Origin of the sequence: Streptomyces sp. NBC_00388 (assembly GCF_036061255.1) — a bacterium.
GTDB lineage: Bacteria > Actinomycetota > Actinomycetes > Streptomycetales > Streptomycetaceae > Streptomyces.
In genome coordinates, this window is record NZ_CP107948.1 from 2,258,170 (window position 1) to 2,280,918 (window position 22,749).

The following is a 22,749-nucleotide window of genomic DNA, read 5'->3' on the forward strand; positions in this document are numbered from 1 at the left end:
CCGCAGTACGCCTGAGCGGTGCACCACTGGGGCCGTCCCGCCGAGGTCGTACGCCGTGGTGGTGTGCGGCGGCGCTCCGCGCCTCTAACCTTGGCCGCATGCCCCGTTACGAGTACCGCTGCCGCTCCTGCGGCGACACGTTCGAGATCAGCCGCCCGATGGCGGAGTCCTCCGCACCCGCCACCTGCCCCGAAGGCCACGAGGACACGGTCAAGCTGCTGTCCGCCGTCGCCGTCGGCGGGACCTCTGCCGGGGCTCCGTCCGGCGGGAGTGGCGGGGGCGGTGGAGGCGGGTGCTGCGGCGGCGGCTGCTGCGGCTGACCCGCCGGCCGTAACCAGCTCCTCCGCTCGCCGGTGCACACGGCCGTCGCCGTACCACCTCACCGCGCCCGCGCCCCTCGGCTGCACGACTCCGGTCAGCGACCGTGGCCGAGCGCGGCGCGGGTGAACTCCCGGAGGATCTCCTCGCCGGCCGCGACTCCGCGTCCGGCGGTCTCCGCGACATGCGGCGCGCTCCAGCCCGCGTCCGCCAGCTCGCCGTGCGCGGGGCGCCAGCCCCGGTCGGCGGCGAGCAGCAGATCCGCGTCCAGCAGTGAATCGCCTGCGGCCAGGGTCAGTTCGGCGCCGGTGCGCCGCGCCACCTCCCGCATCGCCGCGCTCTTGGTGAGCGGGTCCGGGACCACGTAGAGCTTGCGGCCCTGGAGCGAGACCGTCCAGCCGCGCGGCCCCGCCCAGGCGGCGAGCTCCTTCAGCCAGCCCTCGGGCAGCAGGGCCCGCTCGACGACCAGATAGGCGAAGAGGTCCTCGGCGACACGCTCCTTGAGCAGCCAGGCGGGGTCGGCGGCGGCGACCAGGTGGGCCCGCACCTCGGACAGCGGGGCGCACTCGGCAGCCAGCCGCCGGGCCACACCGGACTGCCAGTCCGGGTCGGACACCCCGTCGACCAGGAGATGGCCGCCGTTGGCGCAGATCGCGAACCGCGGCGGCGGGCAGGGCAGCCGGATGCGGTGGTACTGCTCCCGGGTGCGGGTGGTCGTCGGGACGAAGAGTGTCTCGGCCGCGAGGCTGCCGAGCAGCCCGGCCGCGGTCTCGGTCAGATACGAGAGCGGTCTGCTCTCGTACACCTCCACGCACAGCAGCCTCGGCGCTTCGGCATCCGGCATGGTCAGACCGAGCGCGGGCGCCGAGTAGATGAGGGTGCGGTCGAGGTCGCTGGCGACGAGTACGGGAGCCGTCCTGCTCATCCGGTCACCGCCGCGGTGCCGTCGGCGCCGGTCGCGCCGCGGGTGAAGCGCGGGTGGATGAGGCCGACACAGCTGTACGGCAGGCCTTCGACCTCCTCCACGGGGACACCGCGCTGCTCCGCGAGAAGCCGTACGTGGTCGAGATCGGCACCGGCGCCGCTCCTGGCGAGGATCTTCCAGGGGACCCGGCGCAGCAGGACACGGGTGGTCTCACCGACGCCCGGCTTGACCAGGTTGACGTCGTGGATGCCGTACTCCTCGCTGATCCGCTCGACAGCCGCCCACCCCTCCCAGGTCGGCGAACGGTCTTCGGCCGACTGTTTCCCGACCGCTGTGTCCACCGCCGCGGACACTTCGTCGAAGCGGGCGGCGACCGCGTCGACGAAGTGGGCCGAGACATCGGACGCCGCCAGTTCGCGGTAGAACTTGCCGCCGTGGAAATCCCCGGGCCCGACCAGGTCGGCGCGGAGGACCGTACGTGAGATCAGCCCGGACACCGTGGAGTTGAGGCAGGCGGACGGGATGAGGAAGTCCTCCCGGGTGCCGTAGGTCCGGACGCAGCCGCCGGGGTCGGCGAGGACCGCGATCTCCGGGTCGAAGCCGGGGAACCCGGCGAGTGCTTCCGCCAGTTCACGGGTGATGGCGCCCTTGCCGGTCCAGCCGTCCACGAACACGACGTCGGCCGGGTCGTGGTGTGCGGCCAGCCAGCGCAGCGCGTTGGCGTCGATACCCCGGCCGCGCACGATCGACACCGCGTAGTGCGGGAGGTCCAGGCCGTGGCGGTGCTGCGCCCAGCGCCGCATCAGCACGCCGACGGGCGTCCCCGCGCGGGCGAGGGAGACCAGGACCGGCCGTGCGGAGCGCTCGGCGAGCACGGTTTCGGTGACCGTGCCCACGGCCTGCGCGATGCGCGGCGCCGAGGTCTCCAGTGCCGCCCTGAACAGCTCCTGGTACTGCTCGCTCGGCTGGTACTCGACGGGCAGCGACTCGGCGTAGTGGGCGCCGCCCGCCTGGATCGCCTCCTCACGCTCCTCGGTGGGCGCCTCAAGGGCCACGTCGGAGAGATCCTGGAGCAGCCAGCCGACGTCCTCGGCGGCGTAGGAGGAGAAGGCGGGGCCGCGCAGCGGCTCGGGCATGGGGGCTGCTTCCTGCTGTCCGGGGGTGTGCGGCTGTCGGGGGGTGTGCGGCTGTCCGTGGCCGTGCGGCCGCTGAGGGACGCGCGAAGGGACGAACGAGGGGACCACCGCCAGCAGTACGCGCGGCACGTGTGCGGCGAGTTGTGCCAGGAGGCCCTGGGAGGCGTGCAGTTCGGGGGTGTCCGCGGCCGAGTCGACGATCACGGCCACCGCGTCGAAGCCGCCGCCCGCCACGTTGTACGCGTAGCGCTCGCCCGGCCCGTCACCCGGGTTGTCGTGGGCGGGGAAGGCCAGGCCTGTCCGGATCGCGTAGCCGGGATCGTCCACGGCGAGCACGGGTGAGCGGGTGGTGGTCGACGAGCGCACGTCGTGCCCGGCCTGCTCCAGGGCGAGGCCCAGGCGGAGCGGGACGTACATCAGCTCCTCGAATCCGAGCACGAGGACACGCGGCTTTCCGGGAGCGGGCGCCGGGGCGGGCGCGTCCGGGGCAGCCGTCGCGCCCGCGCCTTCGGCCAGCGCGTCCGCGAGCCGTGCCGCCATCCCCGGCAGTGCGGCCTCCAAAGCGGTGCGGTGTCCGGGGGTGAAACCGTGCCGCCCGCCGTCCGGCAGACCGGCGGGCCAGCCGAGGTCCACCCGGACGACCGGCCCTGGGGACACGGCGCCGTCCGCCGGGCGCGGGCGGTGCCCGTCGCGGGCCCCGCCCCGCCCGCCCGTTCCCTCGTGCTCCTCGACCAGGCGGCGCCCCTTCTCCAGTACGCCGTCGGGCAGTTCGACCTCACCCCGGGCCGCCGTCAGGAGGTCGACCCGGGCGCCGGTCTCCCGGGCGAAGTCCGCCAGCCGCCGCTGGTCGGCGGCCGAGCGCATGTCGACCAGGGCGACGACCACGTACCACTGGCGCGGATAGCGCGCGTGCAGGTCGCGGATGGTGTTGAGCACCGTGTTGCCGGTGGAGAACTCGTCGTCGACGAGGACGAGCGGGCCGTCGCCCGCCAGCAGGTCCGGGTCCTCGGGCAGCAGCAGGTGCGAGGTCGCGTGCGAGTGCGACTCCTCGAAGCCGCCCGCCCGCGCCACTCCGGGAACCTCGCGGCGGGTGGAGTGCAGACAGGGGGCGAGCGCCAGCCCGTCCGCGACCGAGTGCCCGAGTCCCGTCGCGGTCTCCGCGTAACCGAGCACGACCGCACGGGCCGCTTCCTCGTCACCCAGCAGCCGCCGTACCGCGAGACCGAGCTCGTGGCCGTGGCCGTGGACCACCGAGGGGCGCTGCGGCACATGCTTGCCCAGCACGTTCGACACCAGCAGATGGGCACGTTTCGGGTTGCGCCGCAGGGCGAGGCCCAGCATGTCCCGGATGCCCTCGTCCCCCGAGAGCCGCACACCGAGCCGGTCCGCGACCCACGTTCCCGACCAGACCACTTCGTTCGTCCCTCTTCCGGTTCGCATCAGCCGGGCAGCCCGGCCGTGAGCAGTTCGACAAAGCCGATGTCTTCTCTGGCCACACCGAAGACCTCCGCCCGGAGCAGGGTCCTCTCGGCCCAGGCCCGGTGCGGTTTCACCTCGTTCATCTTGTTCGTGTAGGCGGAGCGCAGCACCCCACCGCCGTCCCGTTCGGGGCGGACGATGTCCTGGGCGTCGCTGAACTCCTCGTGGCTGACGACCGAGAGGGCGTGCACGGGCATCACGTGCGAGGGATGGATGCAGGTCTTCCCGAGCAGTCCGTTGGCGCGGTCGAGCCCGATCTCGCGCAGCAGTCCGTCCAGGTCGTGCTCGATCAGCGTGGTGCGGAGCTGGTCGGCGCGGCCCTCCGTGAAGGGGCTGCGGCGCAGCTGGGGCTTGAACATCCGTTCCTGTACGCGGAAGTACTCCCAGACCGGGCCGGTGATCGTGAAGCCCGTACCGTCCGAGCGTCCCAGGACGTTCACCACGTCGCCGATGACCGCGGCGACGATCTGCACGTCGTACGCGGTCATGTCGGGCGTCCTGCGCAGTCCGTACACCGAGCAGAAGTCGGTGACACCCAGCCGGAGCGCGAGGATCCGTTCGCGGTACTTGTCGACCGTGCGGGCTATCCCGGCGAGGGTATCGGCGCGGGTCTCCAGGTGCAGCAGCTCGGGTGATTCGAGGACCGGCATCGCGAACAGCCGCCGGCCGCACCCGGCCTCCGCGCCGGTGAGCGCCTCCAGGAAGGCCGTGCCGCGCTCCTCGGTGAATTTCGGCAGTACGAATCCGGACAGCAGCCGCACCGATGGGCCCATCCTGCGGACCAGGTCGGGTATCTGCTCCGGTTCGCGGACCCGGATGAAGAGCAGTGGGACACCGTCCGGGTCCAGTGAGCGCCCGGCGCACCTGGCGTCCAGCTCGGCGAACTGGCGGACCAGATTGGCCTCGCCATCGGCGACGTCGGCGTCGTCGATGGAGTCCTCCAGGCAGAGCACCATGGAGACCACCCCGCGCGCGGCCTGTTTCAGCACGTCGTCGGCGAGCTGCGGCCGGGTGGCCGGGCTGTAGAGCGTCGCGCCGAGGGCGGCGGCGAGGACGGGTGCCGGGGACCCCGAGGTGAAGTCGGCCGGGTGCTGGTGGAAGAGCTCCGACCGGACGAGGGGCGAGATATGCCCGAAATGATGCATAAGGTCCCCCGGTAGTGCCATGCCGTCCCGATGACGCGTGGCCGGTAATAGTACGTATGGCCGCATGTCACAAGTTCCAACCGCGACGGAATCCACACCGATCCGCAACAGTCGTCCCACCCGTTCCGCTGGGATGTACCGGACTCGCCGCAAAGCGCCCCCACGTTGTCCGCGCCCCCGCGGGGAGGGCAGGATGACCGGCATGACGCACGCGATGATGAAGGGTTCGAACGTCCCGCTGGACGCCCTGGCGGTACGGGCCGTCCTGCGCTGGACCCCGGGTCCCGACGTACCCGACATCGACGCTTCCGCCCTGCTGCTGGGCCCCGGCGGCCGTGTGCGCTCCGACGAGGACTTCGTCTTCTACAACCAGCCGCGCCATCCGTCGGGCCTGGTGCGGAGGCTGTCGAAGAAACGTGTCGCCGAAGGCCTCACCGACACCGTCGAGGCCGATCTGGCCGCCCTGGACCCCTCGGTGGAGCAGGTCGTGCTGGCCGCGTCGTCCGACGACGCGTCCTTCCGGACCGTACGTGATCTGCGGATCCTCCTGTACGACGCGGCGGCGCCCGCCGGGGACGGCACCCAGGCGCTGGCCGTGTTCGACGTGCAGCCGGAGACCGGCGAGGAGACGGCGATGATCTGCGGCGAGCTGTACCGCCGCGGGGACGGCTGGAAGTTCCGGGCGGTCGGCCAGGGCTATCCGACCGGTCTGGTCGGGCTGGCCACGGCGTACGGCATCTCGGTCGACGAGAGCGCCGAGCAGGCCGGGGCCGGCGGTGCTCCGGGTGCCGCGGCAGCCACGGCCGAGCAGCCCGGTCAGCCCGGCTCCACGGGGCCCACGGTCCGGGTGGCGCCCGGCGCCGTCCCGCCACCTCCGCAGTCACCGCCGCCCGGCTACGGCTACGGCTACCCGCAGCCGGCCGCGGCAGCGGCACCCGCCCCCGATCCGTACTTCCGGCTGCCCCCGATGGGACCGCAGTTCCTGCCCCGGTGAGCGGGACGGCGCCGGTCCGGCAGTCGGCCGGGACCGGCCGGCCGGTCCCGGCCGGCGGGCTCAGATCTTGCTCTTGTAGCCCCGGCCCCACTGGAGCCCCCAGCCGTACAGCCGGTCCAGCTCGGCCTGGAAGCCGTAGACGAACTTCACCTCGCGGCGCACCACCAGATCGCCCTTGACCTTGTCGAGGGCGAAGACCGCGCACGAGCGGGCCTGCGGATGGCGTTCGTCCAGCTGGATCTCGATCCGCGGGCCGTTGCTGGGGTAGAGCGTGACCACGGCGTGCGTACGGTCGAAGGCGGGCGTCTGGTCGTAGATGTAGACGAAGACCAGCAGCCGCTTGATCTCGTCGCGGTGGTCGAGGTTGACGAAGATCGTCTCACCGGACGGCGATCCGAACCGGTCGTCGCCGCTGAGCTGCACATACGGCGCTTCGTTGAGCCCGCCGAGGAAGTTCCCCAGAGGCTGCACCACACCCTTGGTGCCGTCCTCCAGCTCATAGAGGCAGCCGAGGTCGAGGTCGACGTTGACGACGCCCTGGGTGTGCGCCTGGACGACGTCCGGCTGGAACAGCCTGGACGGGTGGCGCAGCAGGCCGCCGCGCTGCCGTGAGCTGCCTCCGAAGTCCGAGGACCGCATCCGCCAGGACAGGTTCACGCGCAGGTTCCCGGTGGTCGCGCCCTGTTTGGTCAGCGAGACCGACGGGTGCCGCTTGGTCAGCTCGATCGAGTTGGACGCGGCGCTCCCCGAATCGAAGTGCGGTGACTTTTCCCGTCGGAGACTGTCCCAGAAGGCCATGCCCCACCCCCAGCTCACTCGGTGACTCTTCCCCGGTTCTTCCCCGGTCTTCTTCCCCCACGCGCACGGGGCGGGCAGGAGGCTTCCGCTTCCTGCCCGCCCCGTTCAGAGCGTTCCGCAATCCGGTACGGGTCACACCCCGGACGGGACTTCCTTCCGCTCGCCCGGGCTGCCGCCGCCCTCTGCCTCGATCCGCTTGTTCCTGCGGACCGAGGACCAGAAGGACCAGGCGATCAGTACGACTCCGACGAGACCGGTGATGATCTCGTTGATCTCGTACTGGATGGTGACGAGCAGGATCACCGAGAGCGCGCCGATCGCGTAGTGCGCGCCGTGCTCCAGGTAGACGTAGTCGTCGAGGGTGCCCTGGCGGACCAGGTAGACGGTGAGCGACCTGACGTACATGGCGCCGATACCGAGGCCGAGCGCCATCAGCACGATGTCGTTGGTGATGGCGAAGGCGCCGATGACCCCGTCGAAGGAGAAGGAGGCGTCGAGGACTTCCAGGTAGAGGAACATGAAGAACGCGGCCTTGCCGGCCATCATGACGGCCGGGACGTTCGAGCCGGACTTCCTGGCCTCTTCCTCGGCCTCCTGCTCGCGCTCCTCGTCCTCCTCGAGCCGGTTCTCGAAGAACCCGGAGAGCCCGCCCACCACGAGGTAGGTGATGAGGCCCGCGATACCGGAGATGAGGACCGTCTGCGCCTTGTCCGCGTGCGCGCCACCGTGCTGGTGGGCCTGGGTGGCGAAGGTGAAGGACGAGATCAGCAGCACGATGAGCGCGATGCAGACCGAGAGCATGTCGACCTTGCCGAGCTTGGCCAGCGGGCGCTCGATCCAGCGGAGCCACTGGATGTCACGGTCCTCGAAGATGAAGTCGAGGAAGATCATCATCAGGAACATGCCACCGAAGGCGGCGATCGACGGGTGCGCGTCGGTGACCAGCTGCTGGTAGTGGTCCTTCTCGTTGAAGGCCAGCTTCACCGCCTCGATCGGATTGATCTTGGCGCTGATGGCGACGATCACGACAGGGAAGACCAGTCGCATACCGAAGACGGCGATGAGCACACCGACCGTGAGGAAGATCTTCTGCCAGAAGGCACTCATCTTCTTCAGGATTCCGGCGTTGATCACCGCGTTGTCGAAGGACAGCGAGATCTCCAGGACGCCCAGGATCGCCACAATGCCCAGGGCAGTCCATCCGTCGTAGATCACCGCCACGGCAAGACCGACCACGGTGATCACGAATGACCACCCGAAGGTTTTCAGAAGCACTGGCTACCCCATCGTGTTTGTACGGGTTCCCCCGCGCCGCGCGCGGTCCAGGTGTCGTCCCAGCCCTGCATTCTCCCCGGCTGCGGGCCCTGGACTCCCCGCACGGAACCCGGGGAATCTCCCGGACTTGAACCATGCGGGAAGAATGCTTTAGGAAACATTGACCCCGAAGTCTAGAGCGATGCCGCGCAGCCCCGACGCGTACCCCTGTCCCACGGCACGGAACTTCCACTCGCCGCTGTACCGGTAGAGCTCGCCGAAGATCATCGCGGTCTCCGTCGACGCGTCCTCGCTGAGGTCGTACCGCGCCAGCTCCTGGCCGTCCGCCTGGTTCACCACGCGGATGAAGGCGTTGGCCACCTGTCCGAAGGTCTGGCCGCGGCTGTCCGCGTCGTGGATCGAGACCGGGAAGACGATCTTGTCGCAGTGGGCGGGCACCTTGGAGAGGTCGACGATGATCGACTCGTCGTCGCCCTCGCCCTCACCCGTCAGATTGTCCCCGGTGTGCTCCACGGAGCCGTCCGGGCTGGTGAGCTGGTTGTAGAAGATGAACCACTCATCACCGAGCACCCGGCCGGACTGGCACAGCAGGGCGCTGGCGTCGAGGTCGAAGTCCGCTCCGGTGGTGGAACGTGCGTCCCAGCCGAGCCCGACCAGTACTTGAGTGAGGTTGGGTGCGGCCTTCGAGAGGGAGACATTGCCCCCCTTGGCGAGTGTGACGCCCATGATCGCGGATCCTCCCCGAGGTGTGAACGTTGACTAGCACGTCCGGCGCCGCACAGGGTGCGGCGCCGGACGGAGTGACTCCTGCTCAGACGTTGACGCCGAAGTCCTGTGCGATACCGCGCAGACCTGAGGCATACCCCTGGCCGATCGCGCGGAACTTCCACTCCGCGCCGTTGCGGTAGAGCTCGCCGAAGACCATGGCGGTCTCCGTCGACGCGTCCTCACTGAGGTCGTACCGCGCCAGCTCCGAGTTGTCGGCCTCGTTCACCACGCGGATGTACGCGTTGCGGACCTGGCCGAAGCTCTGCTGACGGCTCTCGGCCTCGTAGATCGAGACCGGGAACACGATCTTCGCGACGTCGGCGGGAACGCCGGCGAGGTTCACCTTGATGACCTCGTCGTCGCCCTCGCCCTCACCGGTGAGGTTGTCACCGGTGTGCTCGACCGAGCCGTCGGGGCTCTTGAGGTTGTTGAAGAAGACGAAGTTCGAGTCGTTGGCGACCTTGCCCTCTTCGTTCGTCAGCAGAGCGCTGGCGTCGAGGTCGAAGTCACCACCTGTGGTGGTGCGTGCATCCCATCCGAGACCGACGACGACCGCGGTCAGATTGGGTGCGGCCTTGGTCAGCGAGACGTTGCCGCCCTTGCTGAGGCTGACTCCCACGAGTCCTCCCAATTGGTTTCGAGGGGCCGAGGAGGGCCCTTGCCCCCGTATTTACGTGGCATCGGATCAACGAACCGATCCTAGTGACCGGTTCCCGGACCGGGCAGGCTCTTCACCGGCCGGGTCAGAGAGTGTCGAGCGCCCTGACGTACTCGTTCAGGTCACGTGCGTCGGGCAGACCGTTGACGACGGTCCAGCGGACGACACCCTCCTTGTCGATGATGAAGGTCCCGCGCACCGCGCACCCCTTCTCCTCGTCGAAGACGCCGTACGCCCGCGAGGCCTCGCCGTGCGGCCAGAAGTCCGAGAGCAGCGGGTATTCGAGACCCTCCTGCTCCGCGAAGACGCGCAGCGTGTGGATGGAGTCGTTGGAGACGGCCAGCAGCTGCACGTCGTCGTTGACGAACCTGGGCAGCTCGTCACGGAGCGCGCAGAGCTCACCCGTGCACACGCCGGTGAAGGCGAAGGGGTAGAAGAGCAGCACCACGTTCTTCCCGCCGCGGAAGTCCGAGAGCCGTACGGTGCGCCCGTGGTTGTCCTTCAGCTCGAAATCCGGGGCCTTGGTGCCGACCTCGATCGCCATGAAAACGCTTCCCTTCGGTGGGGCCATTCGAATGATGTCCACCCTATGACCCCGGCCCCCGGTCCGCCCCGGCCGCCGGGGCGGACCGGGACAGGGAGAAGCCCCCGCCGGCAGGACGGCCGGCGGGGGCTTCTCGGGGCTTGTGGCGACTCAGCGCTTGCCGGACCTTGCCACCTTCGGGGTGACGAGACGGCTTCCCGTCCAGTCCTTGCCGGCGTTGATGCTCTTGGTCTGGGCAAGACCTGCCGTCTGAGATGCCTCGTTGATGTCACTCGGCTCGACGTAACCGTCACGGCCCGTCTTGGGGGTCAGCAGCCATACCGCGCCGCCGTCGTCGACCAGACCGATGGCGTCCACCAGCGCGTCCGTAAGGTCGCCGTCCTCGTCGCGGAACCACAAGACGACAGCGTCAGCCACGTCGTCGTAGTCCTCGTCGACGAGTTCCTGGCCGATGACGCTCTCAATACCCTCACGGAGTTCCTGCTCGACGTCTTCGTCGTAGCCGATCTCCTGGACCACTTGTCCGGGCTCGAACCCCAGGCGTGCTGCCTGATTGGTCCGCTCCTCCGCGTGGTCCGCGGTCGCGCTCACGGTTTGCCTCCTGATCGTTTTTGGAAATGCACCAGCCACGCGCGTGCGCGGGGCGTTGGCCGTAGTCCACACGGGCGGGACCGATCGCGCAAGTACCCAGCGGTCGAGACAGCCGAAACGGTGACGTTTCCTGGCACCTCGTCCCGACCTCAGGCAGGTTCTGACGGCCTCTGGTGATTCATCCCACACTGTTCATCCGTATTTGCGGGGGTTCCGCGCCTCCGGATACGTCAATTGTGCCCCGGATCCTCCGGGGAATGTCTGAGCGGGTCGGGCGTAGGGTTGCGATTTCGCCGGACCCAGCAACGGCCTCCGGACGGGATGTCCCGCCGAGCAGCGGTTACCCCTCGGTAGAGATGACGTCAGCGTCCCGGCGGTACACGATGGTGGCGGCGTACGTCCCGATACCGCACCACCGAACAGCGAAGGAACAGCGTGGTTTCCGGATCCGATCGCACCCCGATCATCATTGGCGGCCTTCCGAGCCAGGTCCCGGACTTCGACCCCGAAGAGACCCAGGAATGGCTCGACTCCCTCGACGCCGCCGTCGACGAGCGCGGCCGTGACCGTGCGCGCTATCTGATGCTCCGCCTGATCGAACGCGCGCGCGAGAAGCGTGTCGCCGTGCCCGAGATGCGCAGCACGGACTACGTGAACACCATCGCCACCAAGGACGAGCCGTTCTTCCCCGGCAACGAGGAGATCGAGCGCAAGGTCCTGAACGCCACGCGCTGGAACGCGGCCGTGATGGTCTCGCGGGCCCAGCGTCCCGGTATCGGGGTCGGCGGCCACATCGCCACCTTCGCCTCGTCGGCCTCCCTCTACGACGTGGGCTTCAACCACTTCTTCCGCGGCAAGGACGACGGCCTCGGCGGCGACCAGGTCTTCTTCCAGGGGCACGCGTCCCCCGGTATCTATGCCCGTGCCTTCCTGCTCGACCGGCTCTCGGAACAGCAGCTCGACGGGTTCCGCCAGGAGAAGTCGAAGGCTCCGTACGGGCTCTCCAGCTACCCGCACCCGCGGCTGATGCCGGACTTCTGGGAGTTCCCGACCGTCTCGATGGGCCTCGGCCCGCTCGGCGCGATCTACCAGGCGCGGATGAACCGCTACATGGAGGCGCGCGGGATCGCGGACACCTCCAAGTCGCACGTCTGGGCCTACCTCGGCGACGGCGAGATGGACGAGCCCGAGTCGCTGGGCCAGCTCTCCATCGCCGCCCGTGAGGGCCTGGACAATCTGACCTTCGTCGTCAACTGCAACCTCCAGCGCCTCGACGGCCCGGTGCGCGGCAACGGCAAGATCATCCAGGAGCTGGAGTCGCAGTTCCGCGGCGCGGGCTGGAACGTCATCAAGCTCGTCTGGGACCGGAGCTGGGACCCGCTGCTGGCCCAGGACCGCGACGGCACCCTGGTCAACAAGATGAACACCACGCCTGACGGGCAGTTCCAGACGTACGCCACCGAGAGCGGTGCCTACATCCGTGAGCACTTCTTCGGTACCGACCAGCGGCTGCGCAAGATGGTCGAGAACATGTCCGACGAGCAGATCCTGCACCTCGGACGCGGCGGGCACGACCACCGGAAGGTCTTCGCGGCCTACACGGCGGCCAAGGCGCACAAGGGCCAGCCGACGGTGATCCTCGCCCAGACGATCAAGGGCTGGACGCTGGGGCCGAACTTCGAGGGCCGCAACGCGACCCACCAGATGAAGAAGCTGACGGCGGACGACCTCAAGCGCTTCCGGGACCGGCTGCACCTGCCGATCGCGGACAAGGAGCTGGAGGACGGGAACCCGCCGTACTACCACCCGGGCCGGGACTCCGAAGAGATCCAGTACATGCACGACCACCGCACGTCCTGCGGTGGTTACGTACCGACCAGGGTGGTGCGCGCCAAACCGCTGCCGCTCCCCGCCGACAAGACGTATGCCACCGCGAAGAAGGGTTCGGGCCAGCAGTCGATCGCCACCACCATGGCGTTCGTCCGCGTCCTGAAGGACCTCATGCGGGACAAGGAGATCGGCAAGCGCTTCGTGCTGATCGCCCCCGACGAGTACCGCACCTTCGGTATGGACGCGTTCTTCCCGAGTGCGAAGATCTACAATCCGCTCGGCCAGCAGTACGAGTCGGTGGACCGCGAGCTGCTCCTCGCGTACAAGGAGTCGCCGACCGGGCAGATGCTGCACGACGGCATCTCCGAGGCCGGCTGCACGGCGTCGCTGATCGCGGCCGGTTCGGCGTACGCCACGCACGGCGAGCCGCTGATCCCGGTGTACGTCTTCTACTCGATGTTCGGGTTCCAGCGCACCGGCGACCAGTTCTGGCAGATGGCCGACCAGCTGGCCCGCGGCTTCGTGCTGGGCGCGACCGCGGGGCGGACCACGCTGACGGGCGAGGGCCTCCAGCACGCGGACGGCCACTCGCAGCTGCTCGCGTCGACCAACCCGGCCTGTGTCGCCTACGACCCGGCGTTCGGCTTCGAGATCGCGCACATCGTCCAGGACGGTCTGCGCCGGATGTACGGCGAGACGGCCGACGGCAGGGCCGGCGAGGACGTCTTCTACTACCTCACCGTCTACAACGAGCCGATCCAGCACCCGGCGGAGCCCGCCGATGTCGATGTCGAGGGCATCCTCCAGGGCATCCACTGCTACCGGCGGGGCGAGCAGGGGCGGATCCCGGCGCAGATCATGGCGTCCGGTGTGGCCGTCCCCTGGGCCGTCGAGGCCCAGCGGATCCTCGCCGACGAGTGGGACGTGAAGGCCGATGTCTGGTCGGCGACCTCCTGGAACGAGCTGCGCCGCGAGGCCGTGGAGGTGGAGCAGCACAATCTCCTCCACCCCGAGGAGGAGCAGCGCGTCCCGTACGTCACGCGGAAGCTCTCCGGTTCGGACGGTCCGTTCGTGGCCGTCTCGGACTGGATGCGCTCGGTGCCGGACCAGATCGCCCGCTGGGTGCCGGGTCCTTACCAGTCGCTGGGAGCCGACGGCTTCGGCTTCGCCGACACCCGGGGCGCCGCGCGGCGCTTCTTCCATATCGACGCGCAGTCGATCGTTGTCTCGGTCCTCACCGAGCTGGCCAAGCAGGGCAAGGTGGACCGGTCGGCGCTGAAGCAGGCCATCGACCGCTACCAGCTCCTGGATGTGACGTCGGCCGATCCGGGTGTGGCGGGCGGCGACGCGTAGCCACCACCACGGACGACACAGGGGGCGGCGGGACCCGCGGGTCCCGCCGCCCCCTGCTCCGTGTGTCCGGGAGCGGCCTGCGCCCCGGCGGGCTCAGCTCTCCCAGATCTTGAACGCCCTCACCTGGTAGGGGGAGTCCGGCAGCCAGGTGCCGCCTCCCGGGTACGTCTCGAACTCACCCGTCTCCTCGCACTCCGCGGACTGGTACGTGGTGACCGGCCGGCCGGTGCGGTTGGCGACGGACCGGGCGGTCGCCCCCGCAGGGAGCGGCGTACAGCTCTCGATGCCGGTGCCCGCGAGGTCGTAGACCCGGCGGGCGCCCTTGAAACCGTCCTTCTCCCAGAGGCAGAGCTCGCCGGTGGCGCACTCCCCCATCCGGGGCCGCGAGGCGGCCAGCGCGGTGTGCGGTACGAGTGCCTGGGGCGCGGCGAGCACGGTGGCCGTGAGGATTCCGGCCGCGACGGTCGTGCGGAGCAGTGCCCTGCGGATACCGACCGCGGCCGGGTTGTCCCCGGTGGGTGCCATGGGCTGCGCGGGTGTGGCGTTCTCGGTGCGTGCGGTGTTCATGATGATCCCCCGTGTGAGGCGTCGCGTACGCGACGTCCGGTGCGTCGTACGGATCGATCGCTCGATCGACCGACCCGCAGCATCGCCCGCGGTCACACGCCGCCGGAAGAGCACACCGCGCGCACCACCCTGATAGGCGACAGCCCCGCCGGAAGCGTCCGGCGGGGCTGTGGTGGCGCGGAGTTGACGCGGGAGACCTCAGATGTGGGCCGCTCCCGCGGCTGCCTCCGGGTTGTCGCCGCGCTTGGTGAGGAGGGCCACGAAGATGGCCACGACGGCCACTCCGGTGGCGACCAGGCAGGCCAGGCCCATGCCGGACATGAACGTGTCGTGCGCGACGCCGGTGATCTTCGCGGCGAGTCCTGCCGGTGCGTGCGGCGGCACCGGTGCCATGCCGACCTGTACGGCCTGCGACGCCTGGTCCAGCTGACCGGGCCCGAACGGGGGAAGTTTGGCGTCCGCCCAGTTGACCGGCAGGGCGCTGTCGACCTTGGAGGCCATGACCGCGCCGAGCACCGCCGTACCGAGGCTGCCGCCGATCTGCATGGCGGCCTGCTGGAGCCCGCCCGCCACGCCGGAGAGCTCCATCGGAGCGTTGCCGACGATGACCTCGGTGGCGCCGACCATGACCGGGGCCAGGCCCATACCGAGCAGCGCGAACCAGATCGACATCGGGACGCTGCCGGTGTCGGTCTCCAGCGTGGACATGCCGTACATCGCGACCGCCGTGCAGAGCATGCCGCCGGCCAGCGGGATACGCGGACCGAGCTTGGTGATCACCGCGCCCGCGAGCGGGGAGGCGACGATCATCATGCCGGTGAGCGGCAGCAGATGGAGTCCGGCGTCGACCGGGCTCATGCCGTGCACGTTCTGGAGGTAGAACGTGACGAAGAAGAGGCCGCCCATGAAGGCGATGGCCATGAGGACCATCAGCACCACACCGGCGGAGAGCGGTACGGAGCGGAAGAGCGCCATCGGGATGAGCGGCTCCCTGACCTTCGTCTCCCAGAACGCGAAGGCCGCGAAGCAGACCACCGAGACGGCCAGGAACATCCAGACCTTGCCGTCGCCCCAGCCCCACGCCGGCGCCTTGATGAGCGCCCAGACCAGACAGAACATGGCCGCCGACAGCAGCACGATGCCCAGGATGTCGAAGGACTTCGGGGCGTTCTTCGCACGGTGGTCCTTGAGGATCACCGCACCCACGACGAGCGCGATCACACCGACCGGCACATTGATGAAGAAGACCGACTGCCAGCTGACGTGCTGGACGAGCAGACCGCCGATGATCGGGCCGCCCGCTGTCGAGGCGCCGATGACCATGCCCCAGAGGCCGATGGCCATGTTGAGCTTCTCGGCGGGGAAGGTGGCGCGCAGCAGGCCGAGCGCGGCCGGCATCAGCAGCGCGCCGAACAGCCCCTGGAGGACCCGGAAGGTCACGACCAGGCTGACGCTGTCGGAGAAGCCGATGGCTCCGGACGCGGCAGCGAAGCCGATCACGCCGATGAGGAACGTCTGACGGTGCCCGAACCGGTCACCGAGCTTGCCCGCGGTGATCAGCGCCACCGCCAGGGCGAGGAAGTAGCCATTGGTGATCCACTGGATCTGGGCGAAGGTGGCCCCGAGATCCTTCTGGATGGCCGGGTTGGCGATCGCGACGATCGTGCCGTCGAGCGCGACCATCATCACGCCGATGGCCACGGAGAAGAGCGTCAGCCAAGGGTGGCCGCGGAGCCCCTTGACCGGCGGTGCCGCAATATCCTGCGGCGCCGGGTCGACAGTGGTCTGACTAGTCATAAGAGTCAGAATAGTGTCAGCCGCTGACAGTTGACAAACCATTTCACAAGTCGGTAGCTGTCACGTAGCTCACAGGTAACCTGGGACGACAAAGCACCTGAAACCGGGTGCAGTTCAGGGTCGGAGCGCCCCCACACCGCGCACGCCGTGCCCTGCCCCCCACCGAAAGAGGAACAGCACGTGACGATGGAGCAGACGGAGCCGCCGGCGCCGGGCGCGCCGGCCGGACTGCGGGAGCGCAAGAAACAGCGCACCCGCGAGGCCCTGCTGCGCGTCGCGCTCGAACTCTTCACAACCAAGGGGTACGAGCAGACGACCATTGACGAGATCGCCGACGCCGTCGAGGTGTCCCAGCGCACCTTCTTCCGCTACTTCGCCAGCAAGGAGGAGGCCGCCTTCGCGGTGCACGATCTGGTGGAGTCGCAGTTCTTCACCGCCCTGGAGTCCCGCCCGGCGCACGAGAGCCCGTTCGAGGCGATGCGCGGCGCGGTGCTCGCCTCCTGGGACAGCATCAGCCTGACCATCGAGGACGTCGTTCCCGTCGACCTCTACATGCGGATCTGCCAGGTCATCGAGTCCTCCCCCGCCCTGCTCGCGATCCATCTGCGCCGCTCGGCCGAGCTGGAGGACCGGATCGCCCATCTGATCGCCGTGCGCGAGGGGCTCGACGTGGACACCGATCCGCGACCGCGGGTGGCCGTCGCGGCGTTCGACGGGGTGATGCGGGCGACCGGCCGGATCTGGGGGCAGGGCGAGGACCTGAGCATCGCGTCCATGCGGGCCGTCACCCTCACTCACCTCGACCAGATCGGGCCGGCACTGGCCGGGAACTGGCGTACGAAAGACGCACACGGACTGTAGCCATTCGGATACATTCCCCTTCTGAAACGTGAGGTACCTCACTGACTTCGCAAGCGCGCTTCCCCGTCTCCTAGGGTGGCGGGCAGTGACTTCCTTCGACTCCTCCCCCACTCTCACCGTCTGGCGCACGTTCCTCGCGCTCGCGGTGGTGTTCGTCATGCTGGCCACGACCGGCTGGACCGCCGTGCACCACCAGAGAACCGCCGGACCCCGCCAAGCCGCGCTGGCCGCCTGGGGCAGAGGCTCCATCGCGGGTCACCATCTCCCGTCGGCCACCGCGTCATCCCACCGGCTGGCGGGTTTCTTCGCGTCGCTCGACGCCGGCGACCGGCACCGGCTCGCCGACCGCTACCCGCTGGTGGTCGGCAATCTCAACGGCGCCCCGGTGACCCTGCGGTACGACGCGAACCGGCACGCGCTGAAGCAGGCCGCCGCGCAGGAACACACCCGGCTGACCGACCCCACGCTGAACAAGGTCGGCCAGCAGGACGCGCTCCAGACCTATGACCGCTACAACGCGCTGGCACAGCCGGACCGTCAGATCCTCTCCTTCGACCCGACCGGCACCGGCCGGGTCGCCGAGGTGATGGGCGATCTGCAACAGGCCCGGCACATCTCCATCGTGGTGCCCGGTGTCGACACCAACCTGATGACCTTCCAGAAGTCGCAGCGCGCCTACTACACGGCGCCGGTCGGCATGGCGACGTCGCTGTACGGCGCCGAGCGCAGCGCGGCCCCCGGGTCGCGCACCGCCGTCATCGCCTGGGCCGACTACACGGCGCCGGTCGGCATCGGCGTGGACGCCGCGATCGGCCGGCTCGCCGCCGAGGGCTCGCTGCGGCTGCACGCGCTCGTCGACGCACTGCCCGGCAACGCACCCGTCGCACTCTTCTGCCACAGCTACGGGTCGGTCCTCTGCGGTGTCGCCGCTCCCACACTCCCGTCGCGGGTCAGTGACATCGCGGTCGCCGGGAGCCCGGGGATGCGCGTCGAGAACGCCGCACAACTGAACACGGACGCGCGGGTGTGGGCGATGCGGGACAGCGACGACTGGATCCAGGACGTCCCGCATCTGGACGTCGGCGGCCTCGGCCACGGCGCCGACCCCGTCTCGCCGCAGTTCGGCGCGCGTGTCGTGTCGGCGGGCGCGGCTCAGGGCCACACCGGTTATTTCACGCCCGGAACCGAAAGTCTGCACAACTTCGCGGCAGTCGGCACCGGCGCGATCGACTCGGTGACGTGTGCGAACGGCGGGGACACCTGTCACAGCTGATTTTGCGGTGACTGAGGGGGTTCACGCGCGTAGATACCTGTACATCAGGTACGTCGCAGAGGGGCGACGCGCAGCCGCCCGCCACCTACGATGTGGCACATGGGTGAAGTACTGGCGGGAATTCAAGCCACCTGGGAGTTCACGACCGACTCCGTGCTCATCCGCTTCGAACGGGGAATCCGCACGCCGAGGCTCTTCCAGGCGCTGCGTCAGCGATGTATCCCGCACGAAGCGCTGGGATCGGTGACGGTGACCGAGGGCAGACGGGGGACGGTGGTGCTGCGCGTGGAGCCGCGCGCGGGAGCGGACCCTCTGATGGAGGCCGCTTCGGGTCAGCTCAAGGAGGGGTGCGATCCGTACCGGCTGGTGCTGCCCGCCGCGCAGCGGACGCTGGCGGAGCAGTACGCGGACGAGCTGACGGCGCGGCTGGTGCCCGACGCCGCGGACCCGGCCGACCGGTTCCTGGTGGCGGCGCCCGAGGGGCCGCTCCACTTCAAGGCGTACGACGGCAAGGCGTCCTTCGACGGATCGCGGGTCTCGTTCCGGTGGTCCAGGACCGGTGCGTCGTCGGCCAAGTGGAAGTGCGGCGACCAGAGCTTCGCGGTGGCCGAGCTGACCGGTGTGGACTGGCGCTCCCCCCAGACCGCCGACGGATACCTGCGCGTGCTGCGGCAGGGCGGACCGGATGCGGCGCAGGCCGATCAGGACCCCGCGGCGGTCGTCTTCGGGCTCGGTTACGGACCGGTCCACGAGTCACTGCCCTTCGCCGCCGCGGTCCTGGGCGCGGCCCGTCACGCGAAGCCGGTGCCGGTGCCCGCCATCGCCACCGGCCGGCGGGATCCGGCCGACATCGCCGAGCGGATACGGCACCTGGGCGAGCTGCACACCTCAGGACTGGTCACGGACGACGAGTTCAGCGCGAAGAAGGCCGAGCTGCTCGCGGAGCTGTAAGCGCCGTCGGTGAGGGACGCCGGAGGGGGGCCCGCGCGGCGCGGGCCCCCCTCCGGCGTCACCTTCCGGTACGGCTACTCGCGCGCCGCCGATGTCGAGGACATGTCCGGGTAGCGGTCACCCTTGACCTCGCCCGCGATCGGTTCGAGGAGCGCCAGCTCCCCGGCGGTCAGCCTCAGCCGGGTGGCGCCGGTGTTCTCCAGGAGCCGGGTCCGCTTGCGGGTGCCGGGGATCGGCACGACCGCAGAGAGACCGTGGGCCTCGGCACGCTGCTGCACCCACGCGAGGGCCACCTGCGCGGCCGTCGCGCCGTGCGCCGCCGCGATCTTGTGCACCGGCTCCAGGAGCGCCGCGTTGGCCTTGGCGTTGTCACCGGTGAAGCGGGGCTGGAACTGCCGGAAGTCGCCGCCCCCGAGGTCCTTGGACGCGTCAGCGAACGACCCGGTGAGGAAGCCCCGGCCGAGCGGGGAGTACGGCACGATGCCCACCCCGAGCTCCGCGGCGGCACCGATCAGGCTCAGCTCCACGTCGCGGCTGAACAGCGACCACTCGGACTGCACGGCGGTGATGGGATGCACGCCGTGCGCCTCGCGCAGCTCGGCGCCGGTCACCTCGCTCAGCCCCAGGTACTTGACCTTGCCCGCCGCCACCAGCTCGCCCATCGCGCCGACGGACTCGGCCAGCGGCACATCGGGGTTGCGGCGGTGCATGTAGTAGAGGTCGATGACGTCCACGTTCAGGCGGCGCAGGCTCGCCTCGACGGCCTGCCGGATGTACGGGGCGTCGTTGCGGACGCCCCGGTAATGCGGGTCGTCGGCGCGTCGCTCGATGGAGAACTTGGTGGCCAGCGTGATCTCGTCGCGGTGCGCGGCGACGAACGGGGCCAGGAACGTCTCGTTGGCGCCCTGCCCGTAGATGTCCGCCGTGTCGATCAGGGTGACACCGGCCTCGACGGTGGCCTCCAGGGTGTCCCTGGCCGCCGTCTCGTCGGTCTCCCCGTAGAACTCGCTGATGCCCATGGCGCCGAAGCCCTGCACGCCGACCTCGGGACCGTCCTGGCCGAGCCGTACCCTGTCGATCTTTTCGATGCTCATCAGGTTCAGAACCTCTCCGACGCCCGCCGGGCGTCCGCGTAAAAGTCGATCTTGAAATCGAGCACGGAGAGCGTGTCCTGGAGTTCCGCGATGCGCAGCCTCACATCCCTGCGGGTCTCCTCCAGCAGCTCCTGCCGTTCCTCGAAGGTGGTCACGCCCACGCGCACGAGCTCGGCGTAGCGGACCATCTTCGCCACCGGCATACCGGTCAGCCGCAGCTTGCCGACGAAATTGAGCCAGTCCAGGTCGCGGTTGGTGAAGCGGCGCTGCCCGGTGTGCGACCGGTCGACATGCGGCATCAGGCCGATCCTCTCGTACCAGCGCAGGGTGTGCGCGCTGAGACCGGTGAAGGCGACGACCTCGCTGATCGTGTACTGGTCCTGCCCGTCGGGGCGCCTGCCCGCCGTGGGTGGCGCCGCGCAGAGGTCCACATGGCTCAGCGCGGGCACGGTCTCGGTCACAGTCATGCGGTCCCAGCTCCTTCATCCTCGCGACAGCCCCAACGCTAGATCCTTGGAGTGCACTCCAGGCAAGCGAAATCGGGGGGAACTTCACAGGCACTTCCCGTAACCTCGCGGGCCATGAGCACAGCCCGCCGCGCGCTTCCCGATGATGCCGTCGAACTCGTACGCCTGCGCAAGCTCATGCAGGACTCCCTGTCCGCCGAGCCGCACCCGGACACCAGCTGGCAGCCCGCCGCTGTGGAGACGCTCCGCGGAAGGCTCAAGGACCCGGAGGCCGATCTCACCGCGTTCGTCGTCGACAGGCCGGGCGGCGGTCTCGCCGCCTGTGTGGTCGGCACGGTCGAGCACCGGCTGGGCGGCCCGGGCAATCCGCACGGCACGAGCGGCTACGTCTTCAGTGTCGCGACCGACCCGGACATGCGCCGCCGGGGGTACTCGCGCGCCTGTATGGAGGCGCTGCTCGGCTGGTTCCGGGAGCGCGGTGTGACCAGGGTCGACCTGCGCGCTTCGGCCGGTGCCGAGCCCCTCTACGCGTCTCTCGGCTTCGCCAGGACCCCCGATCCGGCGATGCGGCTGACGCTGTAGTTAGGCTCGTCCCTCATGAAGAGCCTGGCGATGACCGAGAACTGGCCGGTACCCACGGTGGCCGCCGCAGTCGTACGAGCCGACGGCAGCGTCGCCGGTACGCACGGCCCGACCGGGCAGCGCTTCCCGCTCGCCTCCGTCACCAAGCCGCTCGCCGCGTACGCCGCACTCATGGCGTACGAGGAGGGCGCGGTCGAGCTGGACGAGCCGGCCGGGCCGCCCGGCTCCACGGTCCGCCATCTGCTCGCCCACACCAGTGGTCTCGCCTTCGACGAGGACCGGGTGATGGCGCCCCCCGGTGAGCGCCGGATCTACTCCAACGCGGGGTTCGAGGCGCTCGGTGACCACATCGCCGCTGCCACCGGTATCCCCTTCCCCGAGTACCTCCGCGAAGGGGTGCTCGAACCGCTCGGGATGGCGGACACCTCGCTGGAGGGCTCCCCCGCCAAGGACGGCGTCTCCACCGCCGACGACCTGGCCCGGTTCGCAGCCGAGCTCCAGGCGCCCCGGCTACTCGACCCGCGCACCGTGGCCGAGGCCACCTCGGTGGTGCACCCGGGCCTCAAGGGCGTGCTGCCCGGATACGGTCTGCAGAACCCGAACGACTGGGGCCTCGGCTTCGAGATCAGGGGAACCAAGTCCCCTCACTGGACGGGCAGTTCGTCGTCCCCGCGCACCTTCGGCCACTTCGGCCAGTCGGGGACGTTCCTCTGGGTCGACCCGGAGGCGGGGGTCGCCTGCGTGGCACTGACCGACCGGGACTTCGGGCCGTGGGCGGTCGACGCCTGGCCGCCGTTCACCGAGGCGGTGCTGGCGGAGGTCGCCTCAGGGCGATGACACGTCACGCCCGGCCGGCACCTGCGTGTCGGCCGGCTTCGCGGTCAGGCACTCGAACCACACCGTCTTGCCGCACCCGTCACGGCGCGGCTCCACGCCCCAGCCGTCGGTGAGCGCGCCGACCAGGAGCAGCCCTCTTCCGCCCTCGTCGAGTTCATCACCCATGACCGCGCAGGGCAGCAGGGGGCAGTCGTCCGCGACCTCGACCCGCACACCCCCGGCCGGGAGCAGGACGATGTACGTCTGGCAGCGGCGGCCGGGGACATGCCGTACGACGTTCGCGATCAGCTCGGTGAGCGCCAGTTCGGCGGCTTCGGCCACGTCGAGGAGGCCCCAGCGGGCGAGGTACATGCGCAGGATGCGGCGCAGATGCCGGGCGGAGTGCTCGCTCACCGCGAAGGCCGCACGGTAGCGGCCCTGCGCGGCGTCCGCCCGGGAACCGGTTACGTCATTCATGCCACCAGCGTGCAGTGCGCCGATTACGCTCGGCTACGTACTGAACCGAA

The 22,749-nt window shown here is 69.7% G+C and carries 22 protein-coding genes; 8 read left to right on the plus strand and 14 right to left on the minus strand.

Going from position 1 to position 22,749, the window contains the following annotated elements:
* Nucleotides 1–98: 98 nt before the first annotated feature.
* Nucleotides 99–320 carry an FmdB family zinc ribbon protein gene (locus OG917_RS10300; RefSeq protein ID WP_328317266.1) on the plus strand — a complete coding sequence of 74 codons (222 nt, stop codon included), beginning with the start codon at nucleotides 99–101 and terminating at the stop codon, nucleotides 318–320.
* A 95-nt stretch (nucleotides 321–415) separates the two neighbouring features.
* Here the strand turns inward: OG917_RS10300 and OG917_RS10305 are convergent, their stop codons facing one another.
* The 3 genes from OG917_RS10305 to OG917_RS10315 are packed head-to-tail and all read right to left on the minus strand — an operon-like array spanning nucleotide 416 to nucleotide 5,003.
* Nucleotides 416–1,243 carry an HAD family hydrolase gene (locus OG917_RS10305; protein ID WP_328317267.1) on the minus strand — a complete coding sequence of 276 codons (828 nt, stop codon included), beginning with the start codon at nucleotides 1,241–1,243 and terminating at the stop codon, nucleotides 416–418.
* The gene (locus OG917_RS10310) at nucleotides 1,240–3,819 is read right to left on the minus strand and encodes a phosphoribosyltransferase (protein ID WP_328317268.1); all 2,580 of its coding nucleotides are present in this window, start codon (nucleotides 3,817–3,819) and stop codon (nucleotides 1,240–1,242) included. Before OG917_RS10310 ends, OG917_RS10305 begins: the two co-directional genes overlap by 4 nt.
* On the minus strand, nucleotides 3,819–5,003 hold the full coding sequence (locus OG917_RS10315) for an HpcH/HpaI aldolase/citrate lyase family protein (protein WP_328317269.1): 1,185 nt from the start codon (nucleotides 5,001–5,003) through the stop codon (nucleotides 3,819–3,821). The genes OG917_RS10310 and OG917_RS10315 overlap by 1 nt, the downstream gene beginning before the upstream one ends.
* A 193-nt stretch (nucleotides 5,004–5,196) precedes the next feature.
* Between OG917_RS10315 and OG917_RS10320 the strand changes: the two genes are divergently transcribed.
* The gene (locus OG917_RS10320; RefSeq protein WP_328317270.1) at nucleotides 5,197–5,997 is read left to right on the plus strand and encodes a TerD family protein; all 801 of its coding nucleotides are present in this window, start codon (nucleotides 5,197–5,199) and stop codon (nucleotides 5,995–5,997) included.
* Between the two features lie 60 nt (nucleotides 5,998–6,057).
* On the opposite strand, the gene OG917_RS10325 is transcribed toward OG917_RS10320, so the two are convergent.
* The 6 genes from OG917_RS10325 to OG917_RS10350 form a co-directional block, all read right to left on the minus strand.
* Nucleotides 6,058–6,795, minus strand: coding sequence for a TerD family protein (locus tag OG917_RS10325; protein ID WP_328321783.1), 738 nt, complete (start codon nucleotides 6,793–6,795; stop codon nucleotides 6,058–6,060).
* Between the two features lie 132 nt (nucleotides 6,796–6,927).
* Nucleotides 6,928–8,070: a DUF475 domain-containing protein gene (locus OG917_RS10330; protein ID WP_328317272.1), complete on the minus strand. Its 1,143-nt coding sequence runs from the start codon at nucleotides 8,068–8,070 to the stop codon at nucleotides 6,928–6,930.
* 150 nt (nucleotides 8,071–8,220) lie between these two features.
* Nucleotides 8,221–8,796: a TerD family protein gene (locus OG917_RS10335; protein ID WP_328317273.1), complete on the minus strand. Its 576-nt coding sequence runs from the start codon at nucleotides 8,794–8,796 to the stop codon at nucleotides 8,221–8,223.
* 85 nt (nucleotides 8,797–8,881) lie between these two features.
* Complete coding sequence (locus tag OG917_RS10340; RefSeq protein ID WP_327297894.1) at nucleotides 8,882–9,457, minus strand: TerD family protein; 576 nt, start codon at nucleotides 9,455–9,457, stop codon at nucleotides 8,882–8,884.
* A gap of 124 nt (nucleotides 9,458–9,581) precedes the next feature.
* Complete coding sequence (locus OG917_RS10345) at nucleotides 9,582–10,040, minus strand: peroxiredoxin (protein ID WP_328317274.1); 459 nt, start codon at nucleotides 10,038–10,040, stop codon at nucleotides 9,582–9,584.
* Nucleotides 10,041–10,190: 150 nt separating this feature from the next.
* Nucleotides 10,191–10,631 carry a DUF3052 domain-containing protein gene (locus OG917_RS10350; protein ID WP_328317275.1) on the minus strand — a complete coding sequence of 147 codons (441 nt, stop codon included), beginning with the start codon at nucleotides 10,629–10,631 and terminating at the stop codon, nucleotides 10,191–10,193.
* Nucleotides 10,632–11,066: 435 nt separating this feature from the next.
* Between OG917_RS10350 and aceE the strand changes: the two genes are divergently transcribed.
* Nucleotides 11,067–13,814: a pyruvate dehydrogenase (acetyl-transferring), homodimeric type gene (gene aceE / locus OG917_RS10355; RefSeq protein ID WP_328317277.1), complete on the plus strand. Its 2,748-nt coding sequence runs from the start codon at nucleotides 11,067–11,069 to the stop codon at nucleotides 13,812–13,814.
* A gap of 93 nt (nucleotides 13,815–13,907) precedes the next feature.
* Here aceE and OG917_RS10360 read toward each other — a convergent pair whose 3' ends face one another.
* Both OG917_RS10360 and OG917_RS10365 read right to left on the minus strand, forming a co-directional pair.
* Nucleotides 13,908–14,339, minus strand: a complete 432-nt coding sequence (locus tag OG917_RS10360) for a peptidase inhibitor family I36 protein (protein WP_443059068.1) — start codon at nucleotides 14,337–14,339, stop codon at nucleotides 13,908–13,910.
* 240 nt (nucleotides 14,340–14,579) lie between these two features.
* A complete protein-coding gene (locus OG917_RS10365) occupies nucleotides 14,580–16,178 on the minus strand; it encodes a DHA2 family efflux MFS transporter permease subunit (protein WP_328317280.1) in 1,599 nt (532 codons plus the stop codon).
* A gap of 186 nt (nucleotides 16,179–16,364) precedes the next feature.
* Here OG917_RS10365 and OG917_RS10370 point away from each other — a divergent pair, with 186 nt between their 5' ends.
* The 3 genes from OG917_RS10370 (at nucleotide 16,365) to OG917_RS10380 (ending at nucleotide 19,263) form a co-directional block, all read left to right on the plus strand.
* The gene (locus tag OG917_RS10370) at nucleotides 16,365–17,039 is read left to right on the plus strand and encodes a TetR/AcrR family transcriptional regulator (protein ID WP_328321785.1); all 675 of its coding nucleotides are present in this window, start codon (nucleotides 16,365–16,367) and stop codon (nucleotides 17,037–17,039) included.
* Nucleotides 17,040–17,124: 85 nt separating this feature from the next.
* A complete protein-coding gene (locus OG917_RS10375) occupies nucleotides 17,125–18,312 on the plus strand; it encodes an alpha/beta hydrolase (RefSeq protein WP_328317281.1) in 1,188 nt (395 codons plus the stop codon).
* A gap of 99 nt (nucleotides 18,313–18,411) precedes the next feature.
* Nucleotides 18,412–19,263 (plus strand): DUF4429 domain-containing protein, encoded by an 852-nt coding sequence (locus tag OG917_RS10380; RefSeq protein WP_328317282.1) that lies wholly within the window; start codon nucleotides 18,412–18,414, stop codon nucleotides 19,261–19,263.
* A 74-nt stretch (nucleotides 19,264–19,337) separates the two neighbouring features.
* On the opposite strand, the gene OG917_RS10385 is transcribed toward OG917_RS10380, so the two are convergent.
* Together OG917_RS10385 and OG917_RS10390 are read right to left on the minus strand one after the other, a co-directional pair.
* Nucleotides 19,338–20,357, minus strand: coding sequence for an aldo/keto reductase (locus OG917_RS10385; protein WP_328317283.1), 1,020 nt, complete (start codon nucleotides 20,355–20,357; stop codon nucleotides 19,338–19,340).
* A 5-nt stretch (nucleotides 20,358–20,362) separates the two neighbouring features.
* Nucleotides 20,363–20,824 carry a MerR family transcriptional regulator gene (locus tag OG917_RS10390; protein WP_328317284.1) on the minus strand — a complete coding sequence of 154 codons (462 nt, stop codon included), beginning with the start codon at nucleotides 20,822–20,824 and terminating at the stop codon, nucleotides 20,363–20,365.
* A 114-nt stretch (nucleotides 20,825–20,938) separates the two neighbouring features.
* On the opposite strand from OG917_RS10390, the gene OG917_RS10395 reads away from it, so the two are divergent.
* On the plus strand, nucleotides 20,939–21,406 hold the full coding sequence (locus tag OG917_RS10395) for a GNAT family N-acetyltransferase (protein WP_328317285.1): 468 nt from the start codon (nucleotides 20,939–20,941) through the stop codon (nucleotides 21,404–21,406).
* A 15-nt stretch (nucleotides 21,407–21,421) separates the two neighbouring features.
* Complete coding sequence (locus tag OG917_RS10400; RefSeq protein ID WP_328317286.1) at nucleotides 21,422–22,243, plus strand: serine hydrolase domain-containing protein; 822 nt, start codon at nucleotides 21,422–21,424, stop codon at nucleotides 22,241–22,243.
* Here OG917_RS10400 and OG917_RS10405 read toward each other — a convergent pair.
* A complete protein-coding gene (locus OG917_RS10405; protein ID WP_328317287.1) occupies nucleotides 22,232–22,699 on the minus strand; it encodes an ATP-binding protein in 468 nt (155 codons plus the stop codon). The two genes, OG917_RS10400 and OG917_RS10405, sit on opposite strands and share 12 nt — an antisense overlap.
* Nucleotides 22,700–22,749 lie beyond the last annotated feature (50 nt).

Bases quoted from the DNA above. Each gene is read 5' to 3' on its own strand.
- OG917_RS10300 (WP_328317266.1), top strand. From the start codon at position 99: ATGCCCCGTTACGAGTACCGCTGCCGCTCCTGCGGCGACACGTTCGAG.
- OG917_RS10305 (WP_328317267.1), bottom strand. From the start codon at position 1,243: ATGAGCAGGACGGCTCCCGTACTCGTCGCCAGCGACCTCGACCGCACC.
- OG917_RS10310 (WP_328317268.1), bottom strand. From the start codon at position 3,819: ATGCGAACCGGAAGAGGGACGAACGAAGTGGTCTGGTCGGGAACGTGG.
- OG917_RS10315 (WP_328317269.1), bottom strand. From the start codon at position 5,003: ATGCATCATTTCGGGCATATCTCGCCCCTCGTCCGGTCGGAGCTCTTC.
- OG917_RS10320 (WP_328317270.1), top strand. From the start codon at position 5,197: ATGACCGGCATGACGCACGCGATGATGAAGGGTTCGAACGTCCCGCTG.
- OG917_RS10325 (WP_328321783.1), bottom strand. From the start codon at position 6,795: ATGGCCTTCTGGGACAGTCTCCGACGGGAAAAGTCACCGCACTTCGAT.
- OG917_RS10335 (WP_328317273.1), bottom strand. From the start codon at position 8,796: ATGGGCGTCACACTCGCCAAGGGGGGCAATGTCTCCCTCTCGAAGGCC.
- OG917_RS10345 (WP_328317274.1), bottom strand. From the start codon at position 10,040: ATGGCGATCGAGGTCGGCACCAAGGCCCCGGATTTCGAGCTGAAGGAC.
- OG917_RS10360 (WP_443059068.1), bottom strand. From the start codon at position 14,339: ATGGCACCCACCGGGGACAACCCGGCCGCGGTCGGTATCCGCAGGGCA.
- OG917_RS10365 (WP_328317280.1), bottom strand. From the start codon at position 16,178: ATGACTAGTCAGACCACTGTCGACCCGGCGCCGCAGGATATTGCGGCA.
- OG917_RS10370 (WP_328321785.1), top strand. From the start codon at position 16,365: ATGGAGCAGACGGAGCCGCCGGCGCCGGGCGCGCCGGCCGGACTGCGG.
- OG917_RS10380 (WP_328317282.1), top strand. From the start codon at position 18,412: ATGGGTGAAGTACTGGCGGGAATTCAAGCCACCTGGGAGTTCACGACC.
- OG917_RS10385 (WP_328317283.1), bottom strand. From the start codon at position 20,357: ATGAGCATCGAAAAGATCGACAGGGTACGGCTCGGCCAGGACGGTCCC.
- OG917_RS10390 (WP_328317284.1), bottom strand. From the start codon at position 20,824: ATGACTGTGACCGAGACCGTGCCCGCGCTGAGCCATGTGGACCTCTGC.
- OG917_RS10395 (WP_328317285.1), top strand. From the start codon at position 20,939: ATGAGCACAGCCCGCCGCGCGCTTCCCGATGATGCCGTCGAACTCGTA.
- OG917_RS10400 (WP_328317286.1), top strand. From the start codon at position 21,422: ATGAAGAGCCTGGCGATGACCGAGAACTGGCCGGTACCCACGGTGGCC.
- OG917_RS10405 (WP_328317287.1), bottom strand. From the start codon at position 22,699: ATGAATGACGTAACCGGTTCCCGGGCGGACGCCGCGCAGGGCCGCTAC.